Source organism: Rhizobium sp. BK275 (genome assembly GCF_014193555.1).
GTDB lineage: Bacteria > Pseudomonadota > Alphaproteobacteria > Rhizobiales > Rhizobiaceae > Rhizobium.
In genome coordinates this window covers 433,920-456,088 of the sequence record NZ_JACHZL010000006.1, presented here as the reverse complement: position 1 = coordinate 456,088, position 22,169 = coordinate 433,920, and the positions used below count along the sequence as shown (strand labels likewise).

At 60.2% G+C, this 22,169-nt stretch carries 16 protein-coding genes; 12 read left to right on the top strand and 4 right to left on the bottom strand.

From position 1 onward, the window contains the following. Positions 1 to 6: 6 nt before the first annotated feature. The 3 genes from FHT82_RS21065 to FHT82_RS21055 form a co-directional block, all read right to left on the bottom strand. Complete coding sequence (locus tag FHT82_RS21065; protein WP_183734619.1) at positions 7 to 618, bottom strand: alpha-ketoglutarate-dependent dioxygenase AlkB; 612 nt, start codon at positions 616 to 618, stop codon at positions 7 to 9. A 1-nt stretch (position 619) separates the two neighbouring features. Further along, positions 620 to 1,057, bottom strand: a complete 438-nt coding sequence (arfB, locus tag FHT82_RS21060) for an alternative ribosome rescue aminoacyl-tRNA hydrolase ArfB (RefSeq protein WP_183734618.1) — start codon at positions 1,055 to 1,057, stop codon at positions 620 to 622. A gap of 123 nt (positions 1,058 to 1,180) precedes the next feature. Beyond that, entirely contained in the window at positions 1,181 to 2,791 is a 1,611-nt protein-coding gene (locus FHT82_RS21055; RefSeq protein WP_183734617.1) for a phosphoenolpyruvate carboxykinase, read from the bottom strand. A gap of 337 nt (positions 2,792 to 3,128) precedes the next feature. On the opposite strand from FHT82_RS21055, the gene FHT82_RS21050 reads away from it, so the two are divergent. From FHT82_RS21050 to trxA, 12 genes are all read left to right on the top strand, one after another. Continuing rightward, on the top strand, positions 3,129 to 3,866 hold the full coding sequence (locus tag FHT82_RS21050) for a response regulator transcription factor (RefSeq protein WP_210276856.1): 738 nt from the start codon (positions 3,129 to 3,131) through the stop codon (positions 3,864 to 3,866). A 76-nt stretch (positions 3,867 to 3,942) separates the two neighbouring features. Further along, positions 3,943 to 5,733 carry a sensor histidine kinase gene (locus FHT82_RS21045; RefSeq protein ID WP_183734615.1) on the top strand — a complete coding sequence of 597 codons (1,791 nt, stop codon included), beginning with the start codon at positions 3,943 to 3,945 and terminating at the stop codon, positions 5,731 to 5,733. Further along, the gene (locus FHT82_RS21040; RefSeq protein ID WP_183734614.1) at positions 5,730 to 6,170 is read left to right on the top strand and encodes a serine/threonine protein kinase; all 441 of its coding nucleotides are present in this window, start codon (positions 5,730 to 5,732) and stop codon (positions 6,168 to 6,170) included. The genes FHT82_RS21045 and FHT82_RS21040 overlap by 4 nt, the downstream gene beginning before the upstream one ends. 153 nt (positions 6,171 to 6,323) lie before the next feature. Continuing rightward, on the top strand, positions 6,324 to 6,725 hold the full coding sequence (locus tag FHT82_RS21035; RefSeq protein ID WP_007813746.1) for a PTS sugar transporter subunit IIA: 402 nt from the start codon (positions 6,324 to 6,326) through the stop codon (positions 6,723 to 6,725). 9 nt (positions 6,726 to 6,734) lie between these two features. Further along, positions 6,735 to 7,010 carry an HPr family phosphocarrier protein gene (locus FHT82_RS21030; protein WP_183734613.1) on the top strand — a complete coding sequence of 92 codons (276 nt, stop codon included), beginning with the start codon at positions 6,735 to 6,737 and terminating at the stop codon, positions 7,008 to 7,010. A 167-nt stretch (positions 7,011 to 7,177) separates the two neighbouring features. Continuing rightward, entirely contained in the window at positions 7,178 to 8,578 is a 1,401-nt protein-coding gene (gene ahcY, locus FHT82_RS21025; protein ID WP_183734612.1) for an adenosylhomocysteinase, read from the top strand. 201 nt (positions 8,579 to 8,779) lie between these two features. Continuing rightward, positions 8,780 to 11,365, top strand: a complete 2,586-nt coding sequence (locus tag FHT82_RS21020; protein ID WP_183734611.1) for a PAS domain-containing sensor histidine kinase — start codon at positions 8,780 to 8,782, stop codon at positions 11,363 to 11,365. Next, on the top strand, positions 11,362 to 12,873 hold the full coding sequence (gene tsaE, locus FHT82_RS21015; RefSeq protein WP_183734610.1) for a tRNA (adenosine(37)-N6)-threonylcarbamoyltransferase complex ATPase subunit type 1 TsaE: 1,512 nt from the start codon (positions 11,362 to 11,364) through the stop codon (positions 12,871 to 12,873). Before FHT82_RS21020 ends, tsaE begins: the two co-directional genes overlap by 4 nt. A 12-nt stretch (positions 12,874 to 12,885) precedes the next feature. Then, complete coding sequence (locus FHT82_RS21010; protein ID WP_183734609.1) at positions 12,886 to 13,617, top strand: nucleotidyltransferase family protein; 732 nt, start codon at positions 12,886 to 12,888, stop codon at positions 13,615 to 13,617. Positions 13,618 to 13,620: 3 nt separating this feature from the next. Then, positions 13,621 to 16,806: a double-strand break repair protein AddB gene (gene addB / locus FHT82_RS21005; protein ID WP_183734608.1), complete on the top strand. Its 3,186-nt coding sequence runs from the start codon at positions 13,621 to 13,623 to the stop codon at positions 16,804 to 16,806. Next, a complete protein-coding gene (gene addA / locus FHT82_RS21000) occupies positions 16,799 to 20,344 on the top strand; it encodes a double-strand break repair helicase AddA (RefSeq protein ID WP_183734607.1) in 3,546 nt (1,181 codons plus the stop codon). The genes addB and addA overlap by 8 nt, the downstream gene beginning before the upstream one ends. A gap of 75 nt (positions 20,345 to 20,419) precedes the next feature. Continuing rightward, the gene (trxA, locus tag FHT82_RS20995; protein WP_183734606.1) at positions 20,420 to 20,740 is read left to right on the top strand and encodes a thioredoxin; all 321 of its coding nucleotides are present in this window, start codon (positions 20,420 to 20,422) and stop codon (positions 20,738 to 20,740) included. A 48-nt stretch (positions 20,741 to 20,788) separates the two neighbouring features. Here trxA and FHT82_RS20990 read toward each other — a convergent pair whose 3' ends face one another. Continuing rightward, complete coding sequence (locus FHT82_RS20990) at positions 20,789 to 22,141, bottom strand: folylpolyglutamate synthase/dihydrofolate synthase family protein (protein ID WP_183734605.1); 1,353 nt, start codon at positions 22,139 to 22,141, stop codon at positions 20,789 to 20,791. Between the last annotated feature and the right edge of the window lie 28 nt (positions 22,142 to 22,169).

Genomic DNA, 22,169 nt, shown 5'->3' with positions numbered 1-22,169 from the left:
TTGCTTCTACGGATTGACCCGGCGGAGCGTCAGATTGATGCGGCCGCCGTTCTTCAAAAGGGTCGAGGTGGTCGGGTAGATGCGGTCGACGCCGTGGAAGCAGAGCCGCCCTTCCCCGCCGAGAATGACGACATCGCCGCTCGACAGCTTGAGGGACATGGTCTTGTCGTTGCGGTTCACGCCACCCGCGCGAAACAGGCAGGCATTGCCGAGCGAAATCGAGACGACCGGCGCTTTCAGGTCGTTCTCATCCTTGTCCTGATGCAACCCCATGCGCGCCTCATCCGAATAGAAATTGACGAGGCAGGCTTCAGGCGGCTTGTCGTAGCCCGAAACGTCGCCCCAGATCTCCAGCAACTCCGACGGGAGTGCCGGCCACGGCCTGCCGGTCACCGGGTGCATCGGCTGATAGCGATAGCCGCGCGCCTTGTCCGTCACCCAGCCGAGCGAGCCGCAATTGGTCATGCGCACCGACATCGGCTTGCCGGTACCGCGCATGATCGGCACGTAGAGCGGCGCCTCGGCGACAATATTCCTGATGATATCAACCAGCGCTTCCTGGCGAGCGCAATCCAGATAGTCTGGCAGATGGCGGATGCCGCTTAGAAGCTCCGGCATGTCATTCTCCACCGCCCGGTCGGCCGCGCATCTTCTTGACTTCCGAGCGGCCGGATTTTTCCTTCAGGCGTCGCTCGATCGAGCCCTTCGTCGGCTTGGTCTTCTTGCGCGGCGGCGGTGGCGGCTTGGCGGCCTCAAGGATCAATTCCTTCAGCCGCTCGCGTGCGTCCTCGCGATTACGGTCCTGACTGCGAAAGCGGCTTGCCTCGATCATCAGCACACCGTCCTTCGACATGCGCCTGCCGGCAAGCTTGATCGCATTGGTTTTGACCCTCTCGTTGAGCGAGGGGGAATTGGGAATATTGAAGAAGAGCTGGACGGCGGTCGAGACCTTGTTGACGTTCTGACCGCCAGGACCACCTGCCAGAACGAACTGTTCCGTCAGCTCCCATCCGGCGATGGTAATCCTGTCGTCGATATAAAGAGCGTCGCTGGCCATGCAGCCTTCTAGCGCATAATGGCCGCGAATTGAAAGCGGTGGAAACCCGGCGCCTGAGCAACCGAAGACCCGGCGCTTGGGAACGCCGGGTTTCACGTGAATCTCCAGAAGTTTGCCGGCGGCTTATTCGGCAGCGACCTTGATGCCGGGGGCTGCGTCGCGCACGCCGCCGTCGACATGGTCCTCGAACTTGGCGAAGTTGGCAATGAACATGGAGACCAGCTTTTCGGCCTGCGCGTCATAGGCCTGCTTGTCGGCCCAGGTCGAGCGCGGATCGAGGATGCCAGTATCGACGCCTTCAACCGCTACCGGAACGGCAAAGCCGAAATTCGCATCGGCGCGGAGCTCAGCCTTGGCGAGTTCGCCGGAAAGTGCGGCCGTCAGCAAAGCACGGGTTGCCTTGATCGGCATGCGCTTGCCGATGCCGTAGGCACCGCCGGTCCAGCCGGTGTTGACCAGCCAGCATTCCACGCCGTGGCGGCCGATCAACTCCTTCAGCAAATTGCCGTATTCGGCCGGATGGCGCGGCATGAAGGGTGCGCCGAAGCAGGTCGAAAAGGTTGCTTCCGGCTCCACGACACCCTTTTCCGTACCGGCCACCTTGGCGGTGTAGCCGGACAGGAAGTGGTACATGGCCTGATCGGGCGTCAGCTTGGCGATCGGCGGCATGACGCCAAAAGCGTCGGCCGTCAGCATGATGATCGTCTTTGGATGAGGCGCAAGGCCGGTTTCAGATGCATTCGGAATGAAGTCCATCGGGTAGGCGCAGCGCGTGTTTTCCGTCAGCGACGCATCGTCGAAATCCGGCTCTCGGTTTTCGTTGAGAACGACGTTTTCAAGCACCGTACCGAAACGCTGTGTCGTGGCATAGATTTCCGGTTCGGCCTCTGCCGAGAGGCGAATGGTCTTGGCGTAGCAGCCGCCTTCGAAATTGAAGATGCCGTTTTCGCTCCAGCCGTGTTCGTCATCGCCGATCAAGGTGCGTGCCGGGTCAGCCGAAAGCGTCGTCTTGCCCGTACCGGACAGACCGAAGAAGACCGCAGCATCACCCGCAGGGCCGACATTGGCCGAGCAGTGCATCGGCATGACACCCTTTTCGGGCAGCAGGTAGTTTAGCACTGTGAAGACTGACTTCTTCATCTCGCCGGCATAGGAGGTGCCGGCAATCAGAACGATGCCGTTGGTGAGATCGCAGGCAATCACCGTTTCGGTGCGGCAGCCGTAACGCTCCGGATCGGCCTTGAAGCTCGGCAGGTCGATGATCGTCAACTTCGGCGCAAAGCTCGCGAGCGCGTCTGCCTTCGGACGGATCAGCAGGTTGCGGATGAAGAGCGAATGCCAGGCGAATTCGGTCACAACGCGGGTCGGGAGTGCCTGACCGGCATCGGCACCGCCGATCAGGTCCTGCACGAAGAGATCCCTGCCCGCGGCATGGGCCAGCATATCCTTGTGCAGCAGGGCAAAATGCTCCGGCGACATCGGCTTGTTGTTATCCCACCAGATCTGGCCATCCGTATTCTCATCGCGGACGACGAACTTGTCGCGCGGCGACCGGCCGGTGTGCTGGCCGGTCGTGGCACGAAGTGCGCCCTGGGCTGTCAGTTCGGCCTCTCCCCGGCGAATCGCTTCCTCGTAAAGAAGAGCGGCAGAGAGGTTGTAACGGACGCTCCGTATGTCGCCGAAACCGATCGTCGCCAGCTCGATTGCCTGGTTGTGAACTCCGAACGTCTCCATAGCTTTTCCCTTCGCTGAGGCGCCTTGGCCGCTAAAATCTAAGCGAAAGTAAGAGGAGAAATTTTAAATGGCAATAGCCTATAACTTAGAAAATATAATAATATCAAATAATTAATCGATTTAAATTCCGAGAATCTATTTTAAATCGTTTGAAGACCTCCTGTTGAAACAACTTGTCGCACCACTTGCGATTGCGGCTGATGAGAGCTGGCAATCTACCCCTTTATCTTTGCCACAATTTGTTCCACCTTTATCCTCCATAAGCGCAACCGGTCACGAAGACCGCCTGGGGACGACCAATCCGGGAGATTGCGCACTGATGACGGAGACCAACACCATGCCGACAATCGCGCTCGTTGACGACGACCGCAACATCCTCACTTCCGTGTCGATTGCACTGGAGGCAGAAGGATATAAGGTCGAGACCTATACGGATGGCGCTTCCGCGCTGGACGGTCTGCTGGCGCGCCCGCCGCACCTGGCGATCTTCGATATCAAGATGCCGCGTATGGACGGCATGGAGCTGCTTCGCCGCCTTCGTCAGAAGTCGGACATGCCAGTCATCTTCCTAACTTCCAAGGATGAAGAGATCGACGAGCTCTTCGGCCTGAAGATGGGCGCCGACGATTTTATCACCAAGCCCTTCTCCCAGCGACTGCTGGTCGAGCGCGTTCGCGCAGTGCTGCGCCGCGCTTCGAGCCGTGAGGCCGCCGCTACCGGCGGCGTTGCGACCGTCGGTACGCCAAAGGCAGGTGCGGTTCAGCAGGCCCGTTCGCTCGAGCGCGGCCAGCTGGTCATGGACCAGGAACGCCACACCTGCACCTGGAAGGGTGAGGCCGTCACCCTCACCGTCACTGAATTCCTGATCCTGCATTCGCTGGCCCAGCGCCCGGGTGTGGTGAAAAGCCGCGACGCCCTCATGGATGCCGCCTATGACGAACAGGTGTATGTTGACGACCGCACCATCGACAGCCACATCAAGCGGCTGCGGAAGAAGTTCAAGATGGTCGATACAGACTTTGATATGATTGAAACGCTTTACGGTGTGGGTTACCGCTTCCGCGAAGCAGCCTGACGCTTCAAAGCGCAGGGAGAGACGAATGAGGGCGGCGGGCCGGCCAAGCTGGCCCTGCCCTCCGAAAGGGCCGTGATTGGCACAGTTGGTGCAGGAAAGGGATCTGGATGATGCGGAGGGCGTGAGCACCCGACGCGTCAGGGGTAGGCGTTGGTCGCATCCCTTCACCCTGATCCGCCGTATCTTCGGCAATGCTGTCTTTTCGAGCCTGACGCGTCGCATCGTCTTCTTCAACCTCGCGGCCCTGCTCGTCCTCGTCGGCGGTATTCTCTACCTCAACCAGTTCCGAGAAGGCCTGATCGACGCGCGCGTCGAGAGCCTGCTGACTCAGGGCGAAATCATCGCCGGCGCGGTTTCGGCTTCGGCTTCCGTCGATACGAACTCGATCACCATCGATCCGCAGAAGCTGCTCGAACTGCAGGCCGGCCAGAGCATCACACCGGTGCCGAACGACGAGGATCTCGAATTCCCGATCGATCCGGAAAAGGTGGCGCCGGTTCTTCGACGGCTGATCTCTCCGACCCGCACCCGCGCCCGCATCTTCGATGCCGACGCCAATCTGCTGCTCGATTCCCGCCATCTCTATTCTCGTGGCCAGGTGCTGCGTTTCGACCTGCCGCCGGTGGAGGAAGAAAAGCAGACCTGGGGCGAATGGTTCACGGCCCTCTTCAACAAGGCTCTGCAGCCGGGCAATCTTCCTGTCTACAAGGAAGCACCAGGTGGTGATGGTTCTATCTATCCCGAGGTGATGAACGCGCTGACGGGTGTGCGCGGCGCAGTCGTGCGCACGACGGAAAAGGGCGAGCTCATCGTTTCGGTTGCCGTACCGATCCAGCGTTTCCGGGCCGTGCTCGGTGTGTTGCTGCTGTCGACGCAGGCCGGCGATATCGACAATATCGTGCATGCCGAGCGTCTCGCCATCATGCGCGTCTTCGGCGTTGCAACGCTCGTCAACGTGCTGATGGCGCTCGTGCTTTCCTCGACGATCGCCAATCCGCTGCGACGGCTTTCGGCGGCGGCCATCCGGGTGCGCCGCGGCGCCAAGGAACGTGAGGAAATTCCAGACTTTTCCGCGCGTCAGGACGAAATCGGCAACCTTTCCATTGCGCTGCGCGAAATGACGACGGCCCTCTACGACCGGATCGATGCGATCGAGAGCTTTGCGGCCGATGTCAGCCATGAGCTAAAGAACCCGCTAACCTCGCTGCGCAGTGCCGTCGAAACACTGCCGCTCGCCAAATCCGACGATTCCAAGAAGCGGCTGATGGATGTCATCCAGCACGATGTCCGCCGCCTCGATCGGCTGATCAGCGATATCTCGGATGCATCGCGTCTCGATGCCGAGCTTGCGCGCGTCGATGCGGGATCTGTCGATCTGGAAGTATTTCTGCGCGATCTCATCGACGTGTCGCGCCAGATCCGCAGCACCAAGAAAAAGGTCGACATAGACTATGCCGTGGATCGCAAGCCGAACGTCAAGACGCGCTTTGTCGTCAAAGGGCATGACCTGCGTATCGGCCAGATCATCACCAACCTGATTGAAAATGCTCGCTCCTTCGTGCCGGAGCAGGACGGCAAGATCACGGTGCGCCTGGTCCGTACCCGCTCCCGTTGCGTCGTCTATATCGAAGACAACGGTCCGGGGATCCAGGCAGAGAATATCGACCGCATCTTCGAACGCTTTTATACCGACCGACCGGAATCCGAAGGTTTCGGCCAGAATTCCGGCCTCGGACTTTCCATCAGCCGGCAGATCGCCGAGGCGCATGGCGGTTCATTACGGGCCGAAAACATCGTCGACGACGAAAGCGGTAAATTGCTTGGTGCCCGCTTCATCCTTGCCCTCCCGGCCGATACCGCGGCATGATCAACATCCACGCCACCGCAATCGTCATTGGAAAGACCGGCCTGCTGTTCACCGGCCCTTCGGGCTGGGGCAAGTCGATGACCGCTTTTACGTGCATGGCGGAGGCGCGGCGGCAGGGAATATTTTCTGTCCTCGTGGCCGATGATCAGGTGCTTCTTTCGAAACAGGACGGAGCAATCACTGCCGCCTGTCCGCCTGCCATTGCCGGGCTTATCGAACTGCGCGGCACGGGCATCGTGAAGCACGATCATATTACCCAGGCGGCGATGCATTTTGCAGTCCTGCCAGGCAGCGCCAGGGGCGAGAACCGGCTTCCTGCGGAAGGGGAAACCGCCGTTCTTGCCGAGGGTTTCGAGTTGCCTGCACTGCGATTGTTGCCCAACCTCTCCCTGCCCCTTGCAGTGTTGATGGCAAAAGCGCCGGAAATAGGAAGTTGAGGCCTTCCGGACGGCCTGATACGGCCTATATATTTATATTTTTATCTTGCACTTCGGCTTTTGATCGCCAAGATGTGCCCCCACCGGTGGACGTAATTGCTGCGTTGCGATATTGGGGCCACGGTTTGCGTATGCCATGGGAGCAGTAATATCATGATCGGACTTGTGCTTGTCACTCATGGCAAGCTGGCTGAAGAGTTTCGTCATGCCGTAGAGCACGTCGTCGGTCCTCAGAAATTCATCGAAACGGTCTGCATCGGACCGGAAGACGATATGGACCAGAGACGACAGGACATTCTCGAAGCCGTTTCCGGCGCAGACGACGGCCATGGCGTCGTCATTCTTACCGACATGTTCGGGGGTACACCTTCCAACCTCGCAATCTCTGTCATGAGCAGCGGCCATACCGAAGTCATCGCCGGCGTCAACCTGCCGATGTTGATCAAGCTCGCCGGCGTGCGCGGCGAGAACAATATGGAAAAGGCGCTTGCCGAGGCTTCCGAGGCCGGCCGCAAATACATCAACGTTGCGAGCCGGGTCCTGAGCGGAAAGTAAGAAACCTCCATGACACCGCTTTCCCGGGAACTCCTCATCATCAACAAGCGTGGCCTGCACGCACGCGCTTCGGCAAAATTCGTCCAGACTGTCGATGCCTTCGATGCAACGATCACCGTTTCCAAGGACGGCATGACGGTCGGCGGCACCTCGATCATGGGGCTGATGATGCTTGCGGCAAGCCCCGGCTCCAGCGTCGTCGTCTCGGCGACCGGCAACCAGGCGGCCGAAGCGCTGAATGCCCTCGATGAGCTCATCCAGAACAAGTTCGGCGAAGAGATCTGATCTCCAGCGCCATATAAAGATATAAAGACTTCTTTATATCCCCGTTGCCTTCCCGACCGAAGCCTGCTAAACGGCGAGCATGACGTGCATTCCGCACGCGTTCGTTCCGTTGCGGTCATCGTCGCGTCCTTGCGATGGTTTTGAGACGTTTCAGCCTGGAGAGCCCTATGAGCATTGAAAAAGATTATGTCGTCGCCGATATCGGCCTTGCAGATTTCGGACGCAAGGAAATCACCATCGCTGAAACCGAAATGCCCGGCCTCATGTCCTGCCGCGCTGAATTCGGTGAATCGAAGCCGCTGAAGGGCGCACGCATCACCGGCTCATTGCACATGACAATTCAGACCGCCGTTCTCATCGAGACACTGGTTGCCCTCGGCGCCGAAGTCCGCTGGGCATCGTGCAACATCTTCTCGACGCAGGACCATGCCGCAGCAGCAATCGCCGCTTCCGGCGTTCCGGTCTTCGCGATCAAGGGCGAGTCGCTTGAAGATTACTGGGTTTACACCGATAAGATCTTCCAGTGGGCCGATGGCGGCCTCTCCAACATGATCCTCGACGATGGCGGCGACGCCACCATGTACATCCTGCTTGGCGCCCGTGCCGAAGCCGGTGAGGACGTTCTTTCCAACCCGCACTCCGAAGAAGAGGAAATCCTCTTCGCCCAGATCAAGAAGCGCCTTGCAGCAACGCCCGGCTGGTTCACCAAGCAGCGCGATGCCATCAAGGGGGTGACCGAAGAGACCACGACGGGCGTCAACCGCCTCTATCAGCTGAGCCAGAAGGGCCTGCTGCCTTTCCCGGCCATCAACGTCAACGACTCCGTCACCAAGTCGAAGTTCGACAACAAGTATGGTTGCAAGGAGTCGCTGGTCGACGGCATCCGCCGCGGCACCGATGTCATGATGGCGGGCAAGGTTGCCGTCGTTTGCGGTTACGGCGATGTCGGCAAGGGTTCTGCTGCCTCGCTTTCCGGCGCCGGCGCCCGCGTCAAGGTGACCGAAGCCGATCCGATCTGCGCCCTGCAGGCCGCCATGGACGGCTATGAGGTCGTTCTGCTCGAGGACGTCGTTTCCTCGGCCGATATCTTCATCACCACCACCGGTAACAAGGATGTCATCCGCATCGACCACATGCGTCAGATGAAGGACATGGCGATCGTCGGAAATATCGGCCACTTCGACAACGAAATCGAAGTTGCAGCACTTCGTAACCTCAAGTGGACGAACGTCAAGCCGCAGGTCGACCTGATTGAGTTCCCGAAGGGCAATCGCATCATCCTTCTCTCCGAAGGCCGCCTGCTGAACCTCGGCAACGCGACGGGCCATCCGTCCTTCGTCATGTCGGCTTCCTTCACCAACCAGACGCTGGCGCAGATCGAGCTCTTCACCAAGCCCGGCCAGTATGAAAGCAAGGTCTACATCCTGCCGAAGCACTTGGATGAGAAGGTCGCGCGCCTGCATCTCGACAAGCTCGGCGTGAAGCTCACCCAGCTCAGCGAAGAGCAGGCTGCCTATATCGGCGTGAAGCCGCAGGGTCCTTTCAAGTCTGACCACTACAGGTACTGATCAAATCCTAGATATCCACAAGATGTGGTGGCCCTGGCATTGACAAATGCCGGGGCTTATTTTTTAGGCGCTCTCTTTCCGACGATTCCCTTCCGAAGTATTATTTTAAGACTTGATTCGTGGCTCGGAGCTCTTCGTTTTCCACGAAAATGGGATGTCTTGTCGTGATGCGGCACATTAAAGGACGGAGACATACCGCCGATGTCGGAAATGAAACACAGCCTGCTCGGTCAGGCGGAGGATAGCGCTTATGCTGCTGATCGCCCGCTTCCGGCAGGCCAAAAATATGGGTTTGCCGCAGTCCCCGTGACTGCAGGGCAAAAAAACTGGTCTGTGGCACGTATTGCAAAGCTGTGCGCTGTGAGCACCGCGATCTTCGTCCCGGCTTGGCCGGTTCTGGCGCAAGCAGAGCCCGTCATCGGCGGGTCGGCGCATCTTTTCACCTCCTCGCAGGTTGTCGGCCTTTCCGTCGTCATTGGCGTGATTTCGGCTGCCCTGCTTTCGACGCTCTGGCTGGTGCGCCAGCGTGGCAATCTCGAAAATGAGAGCCGCGAGATTCGCTCGGCGCTGTCGGATGCGCAGCAGCGCATTTCCCAATATCAGGCGCTTATTGCCGACAAGAACCGGCGTATCGTCATCTGGGACGGCGTCGCTCGGCCTGAACTCCTCGGTCAGCTTCCACCGGAAACCGGCGCGCCGCAGGACAATGAATTCCTTGCCTTTGGTCTCTGGCTGAAGGCACGCTCGGCTTCCGAACTGGAACGGGCGATCGGGCGGCTGCGTGAGCAGGCCGAAAGCTTCGACATGGTGGTCGAAACAATCCGGGACGAGGTGCTTGAGGCCCAGGGCCGGGTTTCCGGTGGCCGCGCCTTCGTTCGTTTCGTGGCGCTCAACAATCTGCGCGCTGAACTCGCCGAACTGAAGATCGAGCGCGATCGGTTGATGACGTCGATTTCCGCCTTCCAGACCATGCTCGACGCGATCGACATGCCGGCCTGGCAGCGCGATACCGCCGGCCGCCTGACCTGGGTCAACCATGCCTATGGCGATGCCGTCGAAGCGCAATCACCCCAACAGGCCGTTAATGAAGGCCGCGAAATCCTGACGACCGTTGCCCGTGAGCGCATCCGCGCCACGGCAATGCCGGAATCGCCTTTCCATGACACGATTTCGACCGTCGTGCGTGGCAACCGCACGTTCTTCGATGTGGTTGACGTCAAGGTCCCGAGTGGCTCTGCCGGCATTGCCGTCGACGTCTCCGATGTCGAAGCAGTTCGCGCCGAGTTGGAACGCACGCTGAAAAGCCATGCCGAGACGCTCGACCATTTGGCGACGCCCGTTGCCATCTTCGACGGCGACCGCCGACTGCAGTTCTACAATCAGGCCTTCGTCGCACTCTGGGAACTCGATATCGCGTTCCTCGAGAGCAAGCCCGACAATAGCGAACTTCTGGAGCGCCTGCGCGCCGCCAAGAAATTGCCCGACCAGTTGAACTGGAAATCGTGGAAGGAAACAGCGCTTTCCGTCTATCGCTCGCTCGATACGCAATCCGACCTCTGGCACCTGCCGAACGGGCAGACGCTGCGCGTCTTCGCCACGGCGCATCCGCAGGGCGGTGCGACCTGGGTCTTCGAGAACCTGACGGAGCAGGTCGATCTCGAAACGCGCTACAACACGCTGGTGAAGGTACAAGGCGAAACGATCGATCATCTGTCGGAAGGCGTCGCGGTCTTCGGGCCTGACGGCCGTATCCGTCTCTCCAACCCGGCCTTCCGGGCTCTTTGGGGCATTACCGAGACGGAAGCCAAGCCCGGCACGCATATCCGTGCGATCGGCGAGGCCTGCGCGCCGTCCTATGACCAACCCGACGGCTGGAAGACCTTTGCCGAGCTGATCACCAGCTTCGATGATGAGCGCCGCTCCAGCCAGGGAACGCTCGAACTGCTGTCCGGCCTCGTTCTCGACTTCGCCGTCATCCCGCTGCCGAACGCGCAGACCATGCTGACCTTCGTCAACATGACCGACAGCGTTCGCGCCGAACGGGCACTGACGGAAAAGAACGAGGCGCTGCGCAAGGCAGACGAGCTGAAGAATGACTTCGTGCAGCACGTCTCCTACGAGCTGCGCTCGCCGCTGACGAATATCATCGGGTTCACCGATCTGTTGCGCACGCCGGGCGTCGGCCCACTGAATGAACGGCAGGCGGAATATATCGACCATATCGCCACTTCGTCCTCGGTGCTGCTGACGCTCGTCAACGACATCCTCGATCTCGCGACCGTCGATGCCGGCATCATGCGGCTCAACTATGCGGAAATCGATCTTGCCGATCTTCTGGACGACGTCTCCATGCAGATCGCCGACCGGCTGCAGGAAAGTGGTGTTTCGCTTGAAATCACCGCTCCGGCCTTTCTCGGCTCGATCGTTGCCGATCCGCAGCGGCTGAAGCAGATCCTGCTGAAGCTTCTCGCCAATGCCGCCAACTTCTCGCCGGAAGGTGCATCCATTTCGCTCGAATGCCGCCGGGAAGGCACGGATTTCGTCTTCTCTGTCAGGGATCGCGGCCCCGGCATTTCTCCCGAGATGGTTGCTACGGTGTTCGATCGCTTCGCGACCGGCGCCAAGAGCGGAAAGCGCGGCGGAGCGGGGCTTGGCCTTTCGATCGTCGACAGCTTCGTCAGCCTGCACAACGGTGAGGTCGGCATCGACAGCGAACCGGGCAAGGGGACGACGGTGACCTGCCGCATCCCTTCCATCAACATGCCGCATTCCGTCGCCGCCGAATGACGCAGCGCGACGAAATCTCGCTTTTTCTGGAAGACGAGGCAGCAACCATCCGCCTCGGCAACGATCTGGCGCTGGCGCTGAAAGCGGGTGATTGCCTGGCACTATCAGGCGATCTCGGCGCCGGAAAATCCTCACTCGCACGCGCATTCCTGCGCACGATGGCGGATGACGACGGGCTGGAAGTTCCAAGCCCCACCTTCACGCTGGTTCAATCCTACGAGCTGCGCATTCCGATCTCGCATTTCGACCTCTACAGGCTCGGCGATCCCTCCGAGTTGACTGAGCTCGGCTTCGACGAGGCGCTCGATAACGGCATCTGTATCGTCGAATGGCCCGAGATGGCAGAAGGCGAGTTGCCTGAAACACGCATTTCGCTGCGGCTTGAACACGAGGCCGCCGGCCGGCGGGTGACGATCACGGCACCGGAGAAGACTGCGGCACGTATCCGTCGCGTGCTGGCGATACGCAACTTCCTCGCCGCTGCCGGCTATGGTAATGCCAAGCGGAGGTTCCTGATTGGCGACGCGTCACTCCGCGCCTATGAATCGATCTATCCCGGGAAGGGCGATCGCAAGATCCTGATGGACTGGCCGCCGTTACCCGACGGTCCGCCGGTACTGGACGGCAAGCCTTACCCTAAGGTCGCACACCTTGCGGAAAACGCCTATCCGTTCGTAGCAATCGCTGATGCGTTGCGGCAGCGGGGCTTTGCGACGCCGGAGATCTACAAGGTCGATTACGACCAGGGCATACTGCTGATCGAGGATCTCGGCACTGAAGGCGTGCTCGATGCCAGCGGGCGACCGATCGCCGAGCGTTACCGGCAAAGCGTCGCCTGTCTTGCCTATCTTCATTCCATGCAGATTCCGCAGGATATCCCGGTTTCGTCCACGCATATCCATCACATTCCAGACTTCGATCGCACGGCGATGACGATGGAAGTGCGGCTCGTGCTCGACTGGCATATCGGCTGGAAGCGCGGCACCCCGCCCACCGACGCAGAGCGCGAGGAATATCTCGCGATCTGGGATCATTTGATCGACGAACTGCAACCGGCTGAAACCAATCTCCTGCTGCGCGATTTCCATTCGCCGAATATCATCTGGCGCGGACACGAAAGCGGCATCCGCAAGATCGGCATCATCGACTTCCAGGATGCGATGATCGGGCCGACTGCCTATGATCTTGCTTCCATCGTTCAAGACGCCCGTGTCACCATAGAGCCCGATCTCTTCAGGCATCTGATGGACGATTATCTGTTATTGCGGCGTACTGAGCGCGGTTTCGACGAAGCCGGATTCATGAAGGCATGGGCAATCATGTCAGCGCAACGCAACTGCAAACTCGCCGGACTCTGGGTACGGCTCTTGCAGCGAGACGGTAAACCCGGCTATCTGCAACATATGCCGCGCACGCTGTCCTATCTGAAGGTGGCGCTGGAACACGACGCGCTTGCCCCCTTGCGCGAATGGTGCACAAGGACTGGAATAGTCCAAGTCGAATCATAAGACCGGATCAGCATGACCGTCAGACAAGCCATGGTGCTGGCCGCGGGACTCGGAACCCGCATGCGCCCGATCACCGACACGATTCCGAAACCTCTGGTGAAAATCGGTGGAAAGCCGATGATCGACTATGCGCTGGATTCACTTGTTGGTGCCGGCGTTGAACGCGCTGCCGTCAATGTTCATCATTTCGCCGATCAGATGGAAGACCATCTGAGACATTATCGCGGGCTCGATATCCTCATTTCCGATGAGCGCGATGCGCTGATGAATTCCGGCGGCGGTTTGGCAAAAGGTCTCAAGCTGCTCGATCGGGAGCTGGTCTTCGTGATGAATGCCGACCTTTTCTGGATCGGTGAACCCGCGGGGCAACCGAGCAATCTACAGCGCTTAGCCGGATTCTTCGATGCGAAGCACATGGATATGGCGCTTCTCTGCGTGCGTATCGAAGACACGACGGGTCATAACGGCAAGAACGATTTCAGCCTTGCCGCCGACGGACGGCTGACGCGCTATCGCGACGATCCCTCCAACCCAGTCGTCTATGCCGGCGCGATCGTCATGAGCCCTGCGCTGCTCGACGATGCGCCTGAAGACGCCTTCAACCTCAATATCTATTTCGATAAGGCGATTGCCCGAGGCAGGCTTTTCGGCATGCTGATGAACGGCCATTGGCTGACCGTTGGCACGCCTGATGCGATCGGCGAAGCAGAGGAAACGATCCGGCGGTTCCGGACGTTTGCGTGACGAATGGCGGAGCGGCACCAGCCACGCATTCTCACGATCCCGTCTGGCGTTCCCTTCCTGAAAACGCTGGCGGCATCGCTCTGCGATGGACGCCTGACGCCACTCTTCCGGCATGATCCTGGCGATCCGCTGTCTCTTGCCAAGGTGACGATCTATTTGCCGACGCGGCGTGCCGTACGCGTGCTGCGTTCGGAATTCGTCGATCTACTCGGCGGCCGTTCGGCAATCCTGCCGGTCATTCGCCCGCTGGGAGAGACAGATGACGACAGCGGCTATTTTGACGAGGCGCTGCCCGCAACGATCGACCTTGAGCAGCCGCTTTCCAATACGGCACGGCTTCTGGAGCTGGCGCGGCTGATCCTTGCCTGGCGCAACAAGCTGCCCGAGATCGTCCGGCACATCCATTCGGAATCGCCCCTCGTCGCGCCCGCCAGCCCGGCGGACGCCATCTGGCTTGCCCGCAATCTGGCGGAACTGATCGATTCGATCGAGACCGAAGACCTCGCATGGTCTGAGCTCGCAAAGCTCGATACCGGCGACCATGCAGCCTGGTGGCAATTGACGGCCGAATTCCTGCAGATCGCCAGCGCTTTCTGGCCGGATCGACTTGTCGAGCTCGGCCGTTCCTCACCGGCCCGCCATCGCAATGCCATTCTGCGCGCCGAGGCCGCCAGGCTCTCGACGATGAAGCCTGCCGGGCCGATCATCATCGCCGGTTCGACGGGTTCGCTTCCTGCCACCGCCGACCTCATCGGCGCCGTGGCTTGCCTGCCTGAAGGCGTTATCGTACTCCCTGGTCTCGATCTTTCCATGCCGGAGGAACATTGGCGTCTGGTCGCGCCCGATCTCCTACCGGGCCAGCGGGCCAATCCGGCAAGCCGCACGCATCCGCAATATGGTCTTGCCGTACTCTTGAAGCGCCTGAAGCTCGCTCGCGGGGATGTGCATCCGATCGAGGAACCGGAGGCCGACCTGCGCCTCCGTGCCGAAATGCTCTCGTGCGCGCTGACGCCATCCGAAGCGACAAGCGGATGGGGCGAATGGAAAAAAGGCCTGACCGAAGGCGCAGTCGCCGACGCATTCGCGGATGTTTCGATGATCGAAGCCGCAAATGAACGTGAGGAGGCAACCGCGATCGCCGTTGCCCTGCGGCTTGCGCTCGAGCGGCCGGGCAGCGACGATGAAAGCCGGGCGGCGCTGATCACGCCGGACCGCAATCTTGCCCGCCGGGTCATGGCGGAGCTTTCCCGGTTCGGCATTCTCGCCGACGATTCGGCCGGCACGCCGCTTTCGGCAACGCCACAGGGAACGCTGCTGCAATTGCTGCTGGAGGCGAGTTTACGTCCCGGCGATCCCGTTGCCATCGTCTCGCTGCTGAAACACCCGCTTGCCCGCTTCAGGCTGGAGCGCGACTTTCTGACAAGCTCGGTGGAAGCGCTGGAACTTCTGGCGCTGCGCGGCGGTGTGGCGGAGGTGGATATAGGATCACTCGAGCCGTTGCTCGACCACCAGCTTGCTGAACAGGCGCTCGACAGGCATGCGCCGGTTTGGCGCAAATCGTTGCCGCCAGGGGCTATCGATATGGCCCGACAGCTTGCCCGGCAGGTGGGATGCGCCGTCGAGCCGCTCGTATCGGTACTGGCGCGGCATCCCGGTAACGACGGCCATTCGAAAGGCATTATGCTTTCGCAATGGGCCGAACGAACGGGCCGCGCTCTGGAAGGCGTCGCTGCCGATGAACACGGTAATCTGGCCGGCCTCTGGTCCGGAGAGGCTGGCGATGCCCTTGCAAGCCTGCTTGGTGAGGTGATCGATACTGACGGCCAGATGGAGGCGGAGGGGCCGCAATGGATCGATATCATGCAGGCGTTGTCGGCCGGACATGCCGTCAAGCCCGGTGCGCTCAGTCACCCTCGCCTCTTCATCTTCGGCACGCTGGAAGCCCGCCTGCAGAATGTCGATACGCTGATCCTCGGCAGTCTCAATGAAGGATCGTGGCCCGGCCAGACCGCCAACAACCCCTTCATCTCCCGCATGATGAAGACGGAAATCGGGCTGGAGCCGCCGGAACGGCGCATCGGCCAGCTGGCACATGACTTCGAGATGGCGAATGGCACACGCCATCTGATCTATTCACGCGCCTTGCGCCAAGGTTCGACGCCAACGGTCGCCTCCCGGTGGCTGCAACGGCTGATGGCTCTCGGTGGCGAGGACTTCGAAGAGCAATTGCGCAAGCGGGGCGCGCGCTTCGTTCACTGGGCAAACCAGATAGACATCGGTGACAATCAGGCGCCAGCGCAGAGGCCCTCTCCAAAGCCGCCACGGGAACTGCAGCCCAAATCCTATTCCTTCAGCGAAGTCGGTCGGCTGCGCCGCGACCCTTATGCGATTTATGCGCGACGCGTGCTGCGGCTCGATCCCGTCGACCCGTTCAATCGCGATCCGGGCGCGGCAGAACGCGGTACGCTCTACCACAAGATCATCGATCGTTTTGTTCGCGAAGGCCATATAGCAGGAACGCCGGAGGCGGCAGCGGCGATGGAAATCGTCCTGACCGAACTCTTCGACATGGAGCAGTTGCCGCCGCATATCGACGCCGTCTGGCGGCCGCGCTTCCGCGAAGTCGCGCGCGCTTTCCTGAACTGGGAGGCTGGGCGGCAGCCTGATGTGCAGAAGAGGCTGACGGAAGTCAGGGGCGGCATCGAACTCGATGGGATCGATATCCGGCTCACCGGCGTTGCCGACCGTATCGATATCAAGGGGCCAAACAGCGCCGACATCATCGACTACAAGACTGGCTACAACCCCTCTCCGACACAGGCCCGCGCCTTGCTCGACCCGCAGCTCGCGCTTGAGGCCGCGGCCCTTCAGGCCGGCGCCTTCCGTGATGCCGGCAGCCTCGTACCGAATGACCTGCTCTATGTCCGCTTGCGGCCGGGCAGCCGCTTCCTGGTGGACAAGGTCAATAATGAGGAGGCCAACAGCGACAAGGCAAAATCGGCAATGCAGCTTGCCGAGGAATCGATCGATCAACTCGTGAAATTCGTCACCCTGCTGCAGTCGGGCGAAAAGGGCTTTACCTCCCGGCTGATCCCCGCCCAGCAATTCGACTTCGGTGGCGATTACGACCATCTCGCCCGCGGTGCGGAATGGGCGACCGCCGATCCGGATGGAGGCGGCGATGATTGATCCGACCGCGCTTCCCGAGGGTGACGATCCCGGCACCTGGATCGGCTGGACGACGATCCAGCAGGCGATTGCCTCCGATCCCACCCGCTCGGCCTGGGTATCGGCCAATGCCGGCTCCGGCAAGACACACGTCCTGACGCAGCGGGTCATCCGGCTGCTGCTTGCCGGCGCACGTCCGTCTGCGATCCTCTGCCTCACCTATACGAAGGCCGCCGCTTCCGAAATGTCGAACCGTGTCTTCGAGCGGCTGGCGGAGTGGGCGATTTTTCCCGATGAAGAACTCTCCAAGCGCATCACCCAGATCGAAGGTCGTGAGCCGGATTCTCTGAAACTTGCAGAAGCTCGGCGCCTGTTCGCCAAAGCGCTGGAAACGCCAGGCGGGCTGAAGATCCAGACGATCCACGCCTTTTGCGAAGCGCTTCTGCACCAGTTTCCGCTGGAAGCAAACGTCGCCGGGCACTTCTCGGTTCTCGACGACCGGGCAGCCGCAACGCTGCTGGCCGATGCGCGCCGCTCGCTGCTGACGGCAACGGCGCCGGAGAATGACCCGCCCCTCGCTGAGGCCTTCGCCTATGTGCTCAATCTCGGCGATGAATTCGGGCTTGAAAATTTGCTCGGCGAGATCGTTGCCAACCGCAACGCCATACGCAGCTTCATGACCGCAGCCGAACAGCACGGCGGCGCCGACATGTTGCTGCGAAAGAAGCTCGGGCTCTCACCCGATGATACGGAAGAGGGACTGGCCGAACGATACTGGCCGCTTCCGGGGCTCTCGGGTACGGTGCTTGAGCTCTACCTGGCGCTCGCAGCTGGCAAGGGCGGAGCGAAGGCGCAGGACGTCGCCGAAGGCCTGCGCAGTGCAGCGCGCGAATCCGACATCGCGATACGGATGCAGATTCTGGAGAAGGTTTTTCTGACGTCGAAGGGTGAGCCGAAGACGGACGGGCAATTCTTCGTAAAGGCCATGCTTGCCGAGGCGCCACAGCTTGCCGATGCGATCGCCACGGCACGCGCTCATGTCGTCAATTGTCGGAACCGGCTAAAGATAATGCGGATGCATACGGCAACGCATGCCGCTCTCGTGCTCGCAGATCGCCTGAACGGGGATTACGAGGAACTGAAAAAGCAGCGCAGCCATCTCGACTTCGAAGATCTGATCACCCGCACTGCCGATCTGCTCACCAAGAGCGGCGTCGGCCCGTGGATCCATTACAAGCTCGACCAGGGTATCGACCATATCCTCGTCGACGAAGCGCAGGATACCAGCCCCATTCAATGGAGCGTCATCCAGTCGCTGGCAGAGGATTTCTTCTCCGGCGAAAGTTCGCGGCCCGCGGTTCGCACGCTGTTTGCGGTGGGCGACGAAAAGCAGTCGATCTACTCCTTCCAGGGCGCACGGCCGGAGCGGTTTTCCGAGGAGAAGGAGCGGACGCAGCGCCGGGTGCAGAATAGCGGCCTTGACTTCTCGACGGTTCGTTTGCCGCTCTCTTTCCGCTCCACGTCTGACGTCCTGCTCGCTGTCGACCATATCTTCACCCCGCCGGACAATGCGCGAGGTCTCGGCATGGAGCCGGTCGTTCATCGGTCCAGCCGTATCGGCCATCCCGGCGCCGTCGATCTCTGGGAAATGGTCGTGCCTGATGTCATCGTGAAGGATGAAGACTGGACCGCTCCCTTCGACGCGACACCAGAAAGCGCCCCGGCTGCCATCCTGGCGCGGCGCATCGCCCATACGATCGGTACTCTCGTCGGCCGCGAAACGATTATCGAAAAGGGCAAGGAACGCTTCATCGAGGCCGGTGATGTCCTCGTTCTCGTCCGCAAACGCGACGCCTTCGTCAATGCGCTGACGCGCGAACTTAAACGGCGCGGCGACATTCCCGTTGCCGGCGCGGACAGGCTTGTGCTGACCAGCCATATCGCCGTGCAGGATCTGATGGCACTTGGGCGTTTTCTTCTCTTGCCGGAAGACGATCTCTCGCTTGCTGCCGTCTTGAAGAGCCCGCTCTTCAATCTCTCGGAAGAGGATATTTTCGCGATCGCTGCGCTGCGCAACGACAATGAAAGTGTCTGGGACCACCTTCGCAAATATGCGGCCGACGGCAATGAGCGGCTTGGCGCGGCCGTCGCAAGGCTGGAACTCTTTCTCGCCCAGTCCCGAAACCTCTCAGTCCATGATTTCTATGCCCGGGTTCTCGGCAGCCATGGCGGCCGGCGTCAGTTTTTGGCTCGGCTCGGCACCGAGGTCAGCGATATCCTGGACGAATTCCTCACCTTTGCGCTCGATCATGAGACGTCAACGCTTCCGGGCCTGCAATCCTTCATCTCGACGCTGGAACTCGAGGCGCCGGAAGTGAAACGCGAGCAGGACAAGGGTCGAAACGAGGTGCGCATCATGACGGTGCATGCCTCCAAGGGTCTTGAAGCGCCGATCGTCTTTCTGGTGGACGGAGGTTCCAAGGCCTTTACTCACACGCATCTGCCAAAACTGCGGCTGATCGACGCCGAACCGGGCGAGCCGCCGATACCGGTCTGGATTCCGGTCAGCGATCTCGGCAATTCGCTGACATCGAGCGATGCGGCCCGCATTCAGCTGCTTGCCGAGGAGGAATACCGGCGCCTGCTCTATGTCGCGATGACGCGCGCCGCCGACCGGCTGATCGTCTGCGGTTATCGCGGCGTGCGCCTGAACAACGATACCTGGCATCTGATGATCTCCACCGCGCTCAGCGAAGAGCATCCGCATGTCCAGAAAGCGAGCTTTTCAGGCCCTGATGGGGAATGGGAGGGCGTCCGCTGGCGTGTGCAACAGGTCGAACGCAGCTTCGAGCGGATGGATCGCAGCCCGGAACAGGCAAGCGGCGAAACGGTCCCGCCGGACCTTTTCCGCCCTCTTCCGCCGCAGAAACAATTGCCGCGGCCCCTCAGTCCTTCCGGCGCTGGCACGATCATTGATGAGGAGGCCGATAATCTGCTGGTGACCTCACCGCTCTTCAGCGACCCTGAAAGCAGCGATCGTTCCCTGGAAAAGGGCCGCCTCATTCACCGGATGCTGCAGGCACTTCCGGATATTCCAGAGGAGGAGCGGACTGAGGCGGCAAAACGTTATGCCGAACGCGCGGCGCGATTCTGGCCGACAGTCGAACGGAGAGCTCTGGTCGATTCGGTTATGAAACTTTTGGAAGATCAAAGGCTACGAGCCGTCTTCAACGTCCATGCGCAGGCCGAGATTTCGATCATGGGAACGTTGACGCTGGAGGGACGGGACTATGCGGTTTCCGGCCGTATCGACCGGCTTGCTGTCCTGCCCGAAAGCGTCGTTATCATGGACTACAAGACAAATCGTGTGCCGCCGGTGAGCGACGAGGCCATCCCCTTCGCGCACAAGGCTCAGCTTGCGATCTACCGGGAAATTCTGAAGCCGCTCTATCCTGCCAAGCGGATCGATTGCATCCTGGTATATACGGAAAATGCTACCATCCATATGCTCAGTGAGCAGGCTTTGGCTTCTGCACTTGCAGGACTCAACACAAAGTGAAATATCGGACATTGAAATTCCGGCACCGCACCCTCACATCTTGTCCAACAGCAAATTCCGGTAAAGGAGCAGCCTATGGCTACCGTTAAGGTCGATATCAACAACTTCCAGTCAGAAGTTCTGGAATCGGCAGAACCCGTCGTCGTCGATTTCTGGGCCGAGTGGTGCGGTCCATGCAAAATGATTGCTCCGAGCCTCGAAGAAATCGCCATGGAACTGGCCGGCAAGGTCAAGGTTGCCAAGCTCAACATCGATGAAAACCCGGAACTGGCTGCCCAGTTCGGCGTTCGCTCGATCCCGACGCTTGCGATCTTCAAGGGCGGCGAAGTTGCCGACATCTCTGTCGGTGCAAAGCCGAAGACGGCGCTTTCCAACTGGATTTCCAGCGCATCCTAACGATATCGATGAATTCGATGAGAAAGGCCCGGCATCTGTCGGGCTTTTTCATCTGGGCGGCGTGCCGTTTTCCGCCAGCACATCGCCGACGAGATAGAGCGAGCCGCCGATCAGAATACGCGGCGGTGGCGCTGCCGGGTCAACGGCCGAGGCGATAGCGTCCAGAGCGTCGGTGACGGATGACATCGGTTCTGCTACAAGGCCGGCATCGCAGGCAGTATTGGCGAGAATGACCGGATCGATCGTAGCTTCGCTGCCACGGATCGGCACGCAATAGACCTTTTCCACCAATCCGGCAAAAGCCTTGAAATAACCGACCGGATCCTTGGTGTTGATCATGCCCGAGATCAGGAACAGCGGGCGCGGTTGACGCTCTTCGAAATTCGCCATGGCTTCGGCGATCACTTCACCAGCCCCCGGATTGTGGCCGCCATCGACCCAGATTTCCGATTTCGCCGGTGCATGGCTCAACAGCTTGCCTTTCGTCAGCCTCTGCAAGCGGCCGGGCCATTCCACCGTCTCCATCGCCTTTTCCATCATCGGCTCGGTGACGATAAAGCCCGCAGCCTTGACGGCGCGGATGGCGGCTGCGGCGTTCGCATATTGATGCCGGCCGGGAAGGCGCGGCAATGGCAGGTCGGCGAGGCCGAATTCATCCTGATAGATCAGTCGGCCATATTCTTCATGTGCCATGAAATCCTGACCGAAGACGGCGCTCGGGCAGTTCAGCCGCTCGGCGGTCGACATCAGCACGTCAAGCGCCGCGTCATATTCCTGATGCCCGATGACGACGGAATGGCCGCGCTTCATGATTCCGGCCTTTTCCGCCGCGATCAGTTCCACGCGATCACCGAGATGCGGCTGATGATCCAGCGAAATCGGCATGATGACTGAAACGGCAGGATCTTCGATGACATTTGTCGCATCGAAACGACCGCCAAGGCCGACTTCAATGATCGCGGCATCAGCCGGATGTTCGGAAAAAAGAATGAAAGTGACGGCCGTCAGTATTTCAAAGACGGTGATATTCTCACCATCATTGGCCTTCGCCACCCGCCGCAAGTCTTCGGCAAAGACGGCATCGTCAACCAGTTGCCCACGCCCACCGGCAACGCCCAGACGGTAGCGCTCATGCCAGTTTACGAGATGTGGGGACGTATGGACATGAACGGCATAGCCGCCTGCCTCCAGAAGTGCGCGGCAAAAGGCCGATGTCGAACCCTTGCCATTGGTGCCGGCGATATGAATGACGGGAGGAAGATTGCGCTCGGGATTGCCGAGTGCTTCCAGAAGACGCTTGATGCGGTCCAATGACAGATCGTAGCCCTTAGGATGCAATCCCATGAGCTTTTCGATCTCCTGCGCCGCCTCACTCACCGAGATCTGGCCTCTGTCCGTCATCGGCCCGCCCTATCTTGTGAGGTCTGCT

What these genes read in the sequence shown, in the direction of transcription:
- FHT82_RS21065 (WP_183734619.1), bottom strand. Translation starts at nt 618, where the DNA reads ATGCCGGAGCTTCTAAGCGGCATCCGCCATCTGCCAGACTATCTGGAT.
- arfB (WP_183734618.1), bottom strand. Translation starts at nt 1,057, where the DNA reads ATGGCCAGCGACGCTCTTTATATCGACGACAGGATTACCATCGCCGGA.
- FHT82_RS21055 (WP_183734617.1), bottom strand. Translation starts at nt 2,791, where the DNA reads ATGGAGACGTTCGGAGTTCACAACCAGGCAATCGAGCTGGCGACGATC.
- FHT82_RS21050 (WP_210276856.1), top strand. Translation starts at nt 3,129, where the DNA reads ATGCCGACAATCGCGCTCGTTGACGACGACCGCAACATCCTCACTTCC.
- FHT82_RS21040 (WP_183734614.1), top strand. Translation starts at nt 5,730, where the DNA reads ATGATCAACATCCACGCCACCGCAATCGTCATTGGAAAGACCGGCCTG.
- FHT82_RS21035 (WP_007813746.1), top strand. Translation starts at nt 6,324, where the DNA reads ATGATCGGACTTGTGCTTGTCACTCATGGCAAGCTGGCTGAAGAGTTT.
- FHT82_RS21030 (WP_183734613.1), top strand. Translation starts at nt 6,735, where the DNA reads ATGACACCGCTTTCCCGGGAACTCCTCATCATCAACAAGCGTGGCCTG.
- ahcY (WP_183734612.1), top strand. Translation starts at nt 7,178, where the DNA reads ATGAGCATTGAAAAAGATTATGTCGTCGCCGATATCGGCCTTGCAGAT.
- FHT82_RS21020 (WP_183734611.1), top strand. Translation starts at nt 8,780, where the DNA reads ATGTCGGAAATGAAACACAGCCTGCTCGGTCAGGCGGAGGATAGCGCT.
- tsaE (WP_183734610.1), top strand. Translation starts at nt 11,362, where the DNA reads ATGACGCAGCGCGACGAAATCTCGCTTTTTCTGGAAGACGAGGCAGCA.
- FHT82_RS21010 (WP_183734609.1), top strand. Translation starts at nt 12,886, where the DNA reads ATGACCGTCAGACAAGCCATGGTGCTGGCCGCGGGACTCGGAACCCGC.
- addB (WP_183734608.1), top strand. Translation starts at nt 13,621, where the DNA reads ATGGCGGAGCGGCACCAGCCACGCATTCTCACGATCCCGTCTGGCGTT.
- addA (WP_183734607.1), top strand. Translation starts at nt 16,799, where the DNA reads ATGATTGATCCGACCGCGCTTCCCGAGGGTGACGATCCCGGCACCTGG.
- trxA (WP_183734606.1), top strand. Translation starts at nt 20,420, where the DNA reads ATGGCTACCGTTAAGGTCGATATCAACAACTTCCAGTCAGAAGTTCTG.
- FHT82_RS20990 (WP_183734605.1), bottom strand. Translation starts at nt 22,141, where the DNA reads ATGACGGACAGAGGCCAGATCTCGGTGAGTGAGGCGGCGCAGGAGATC.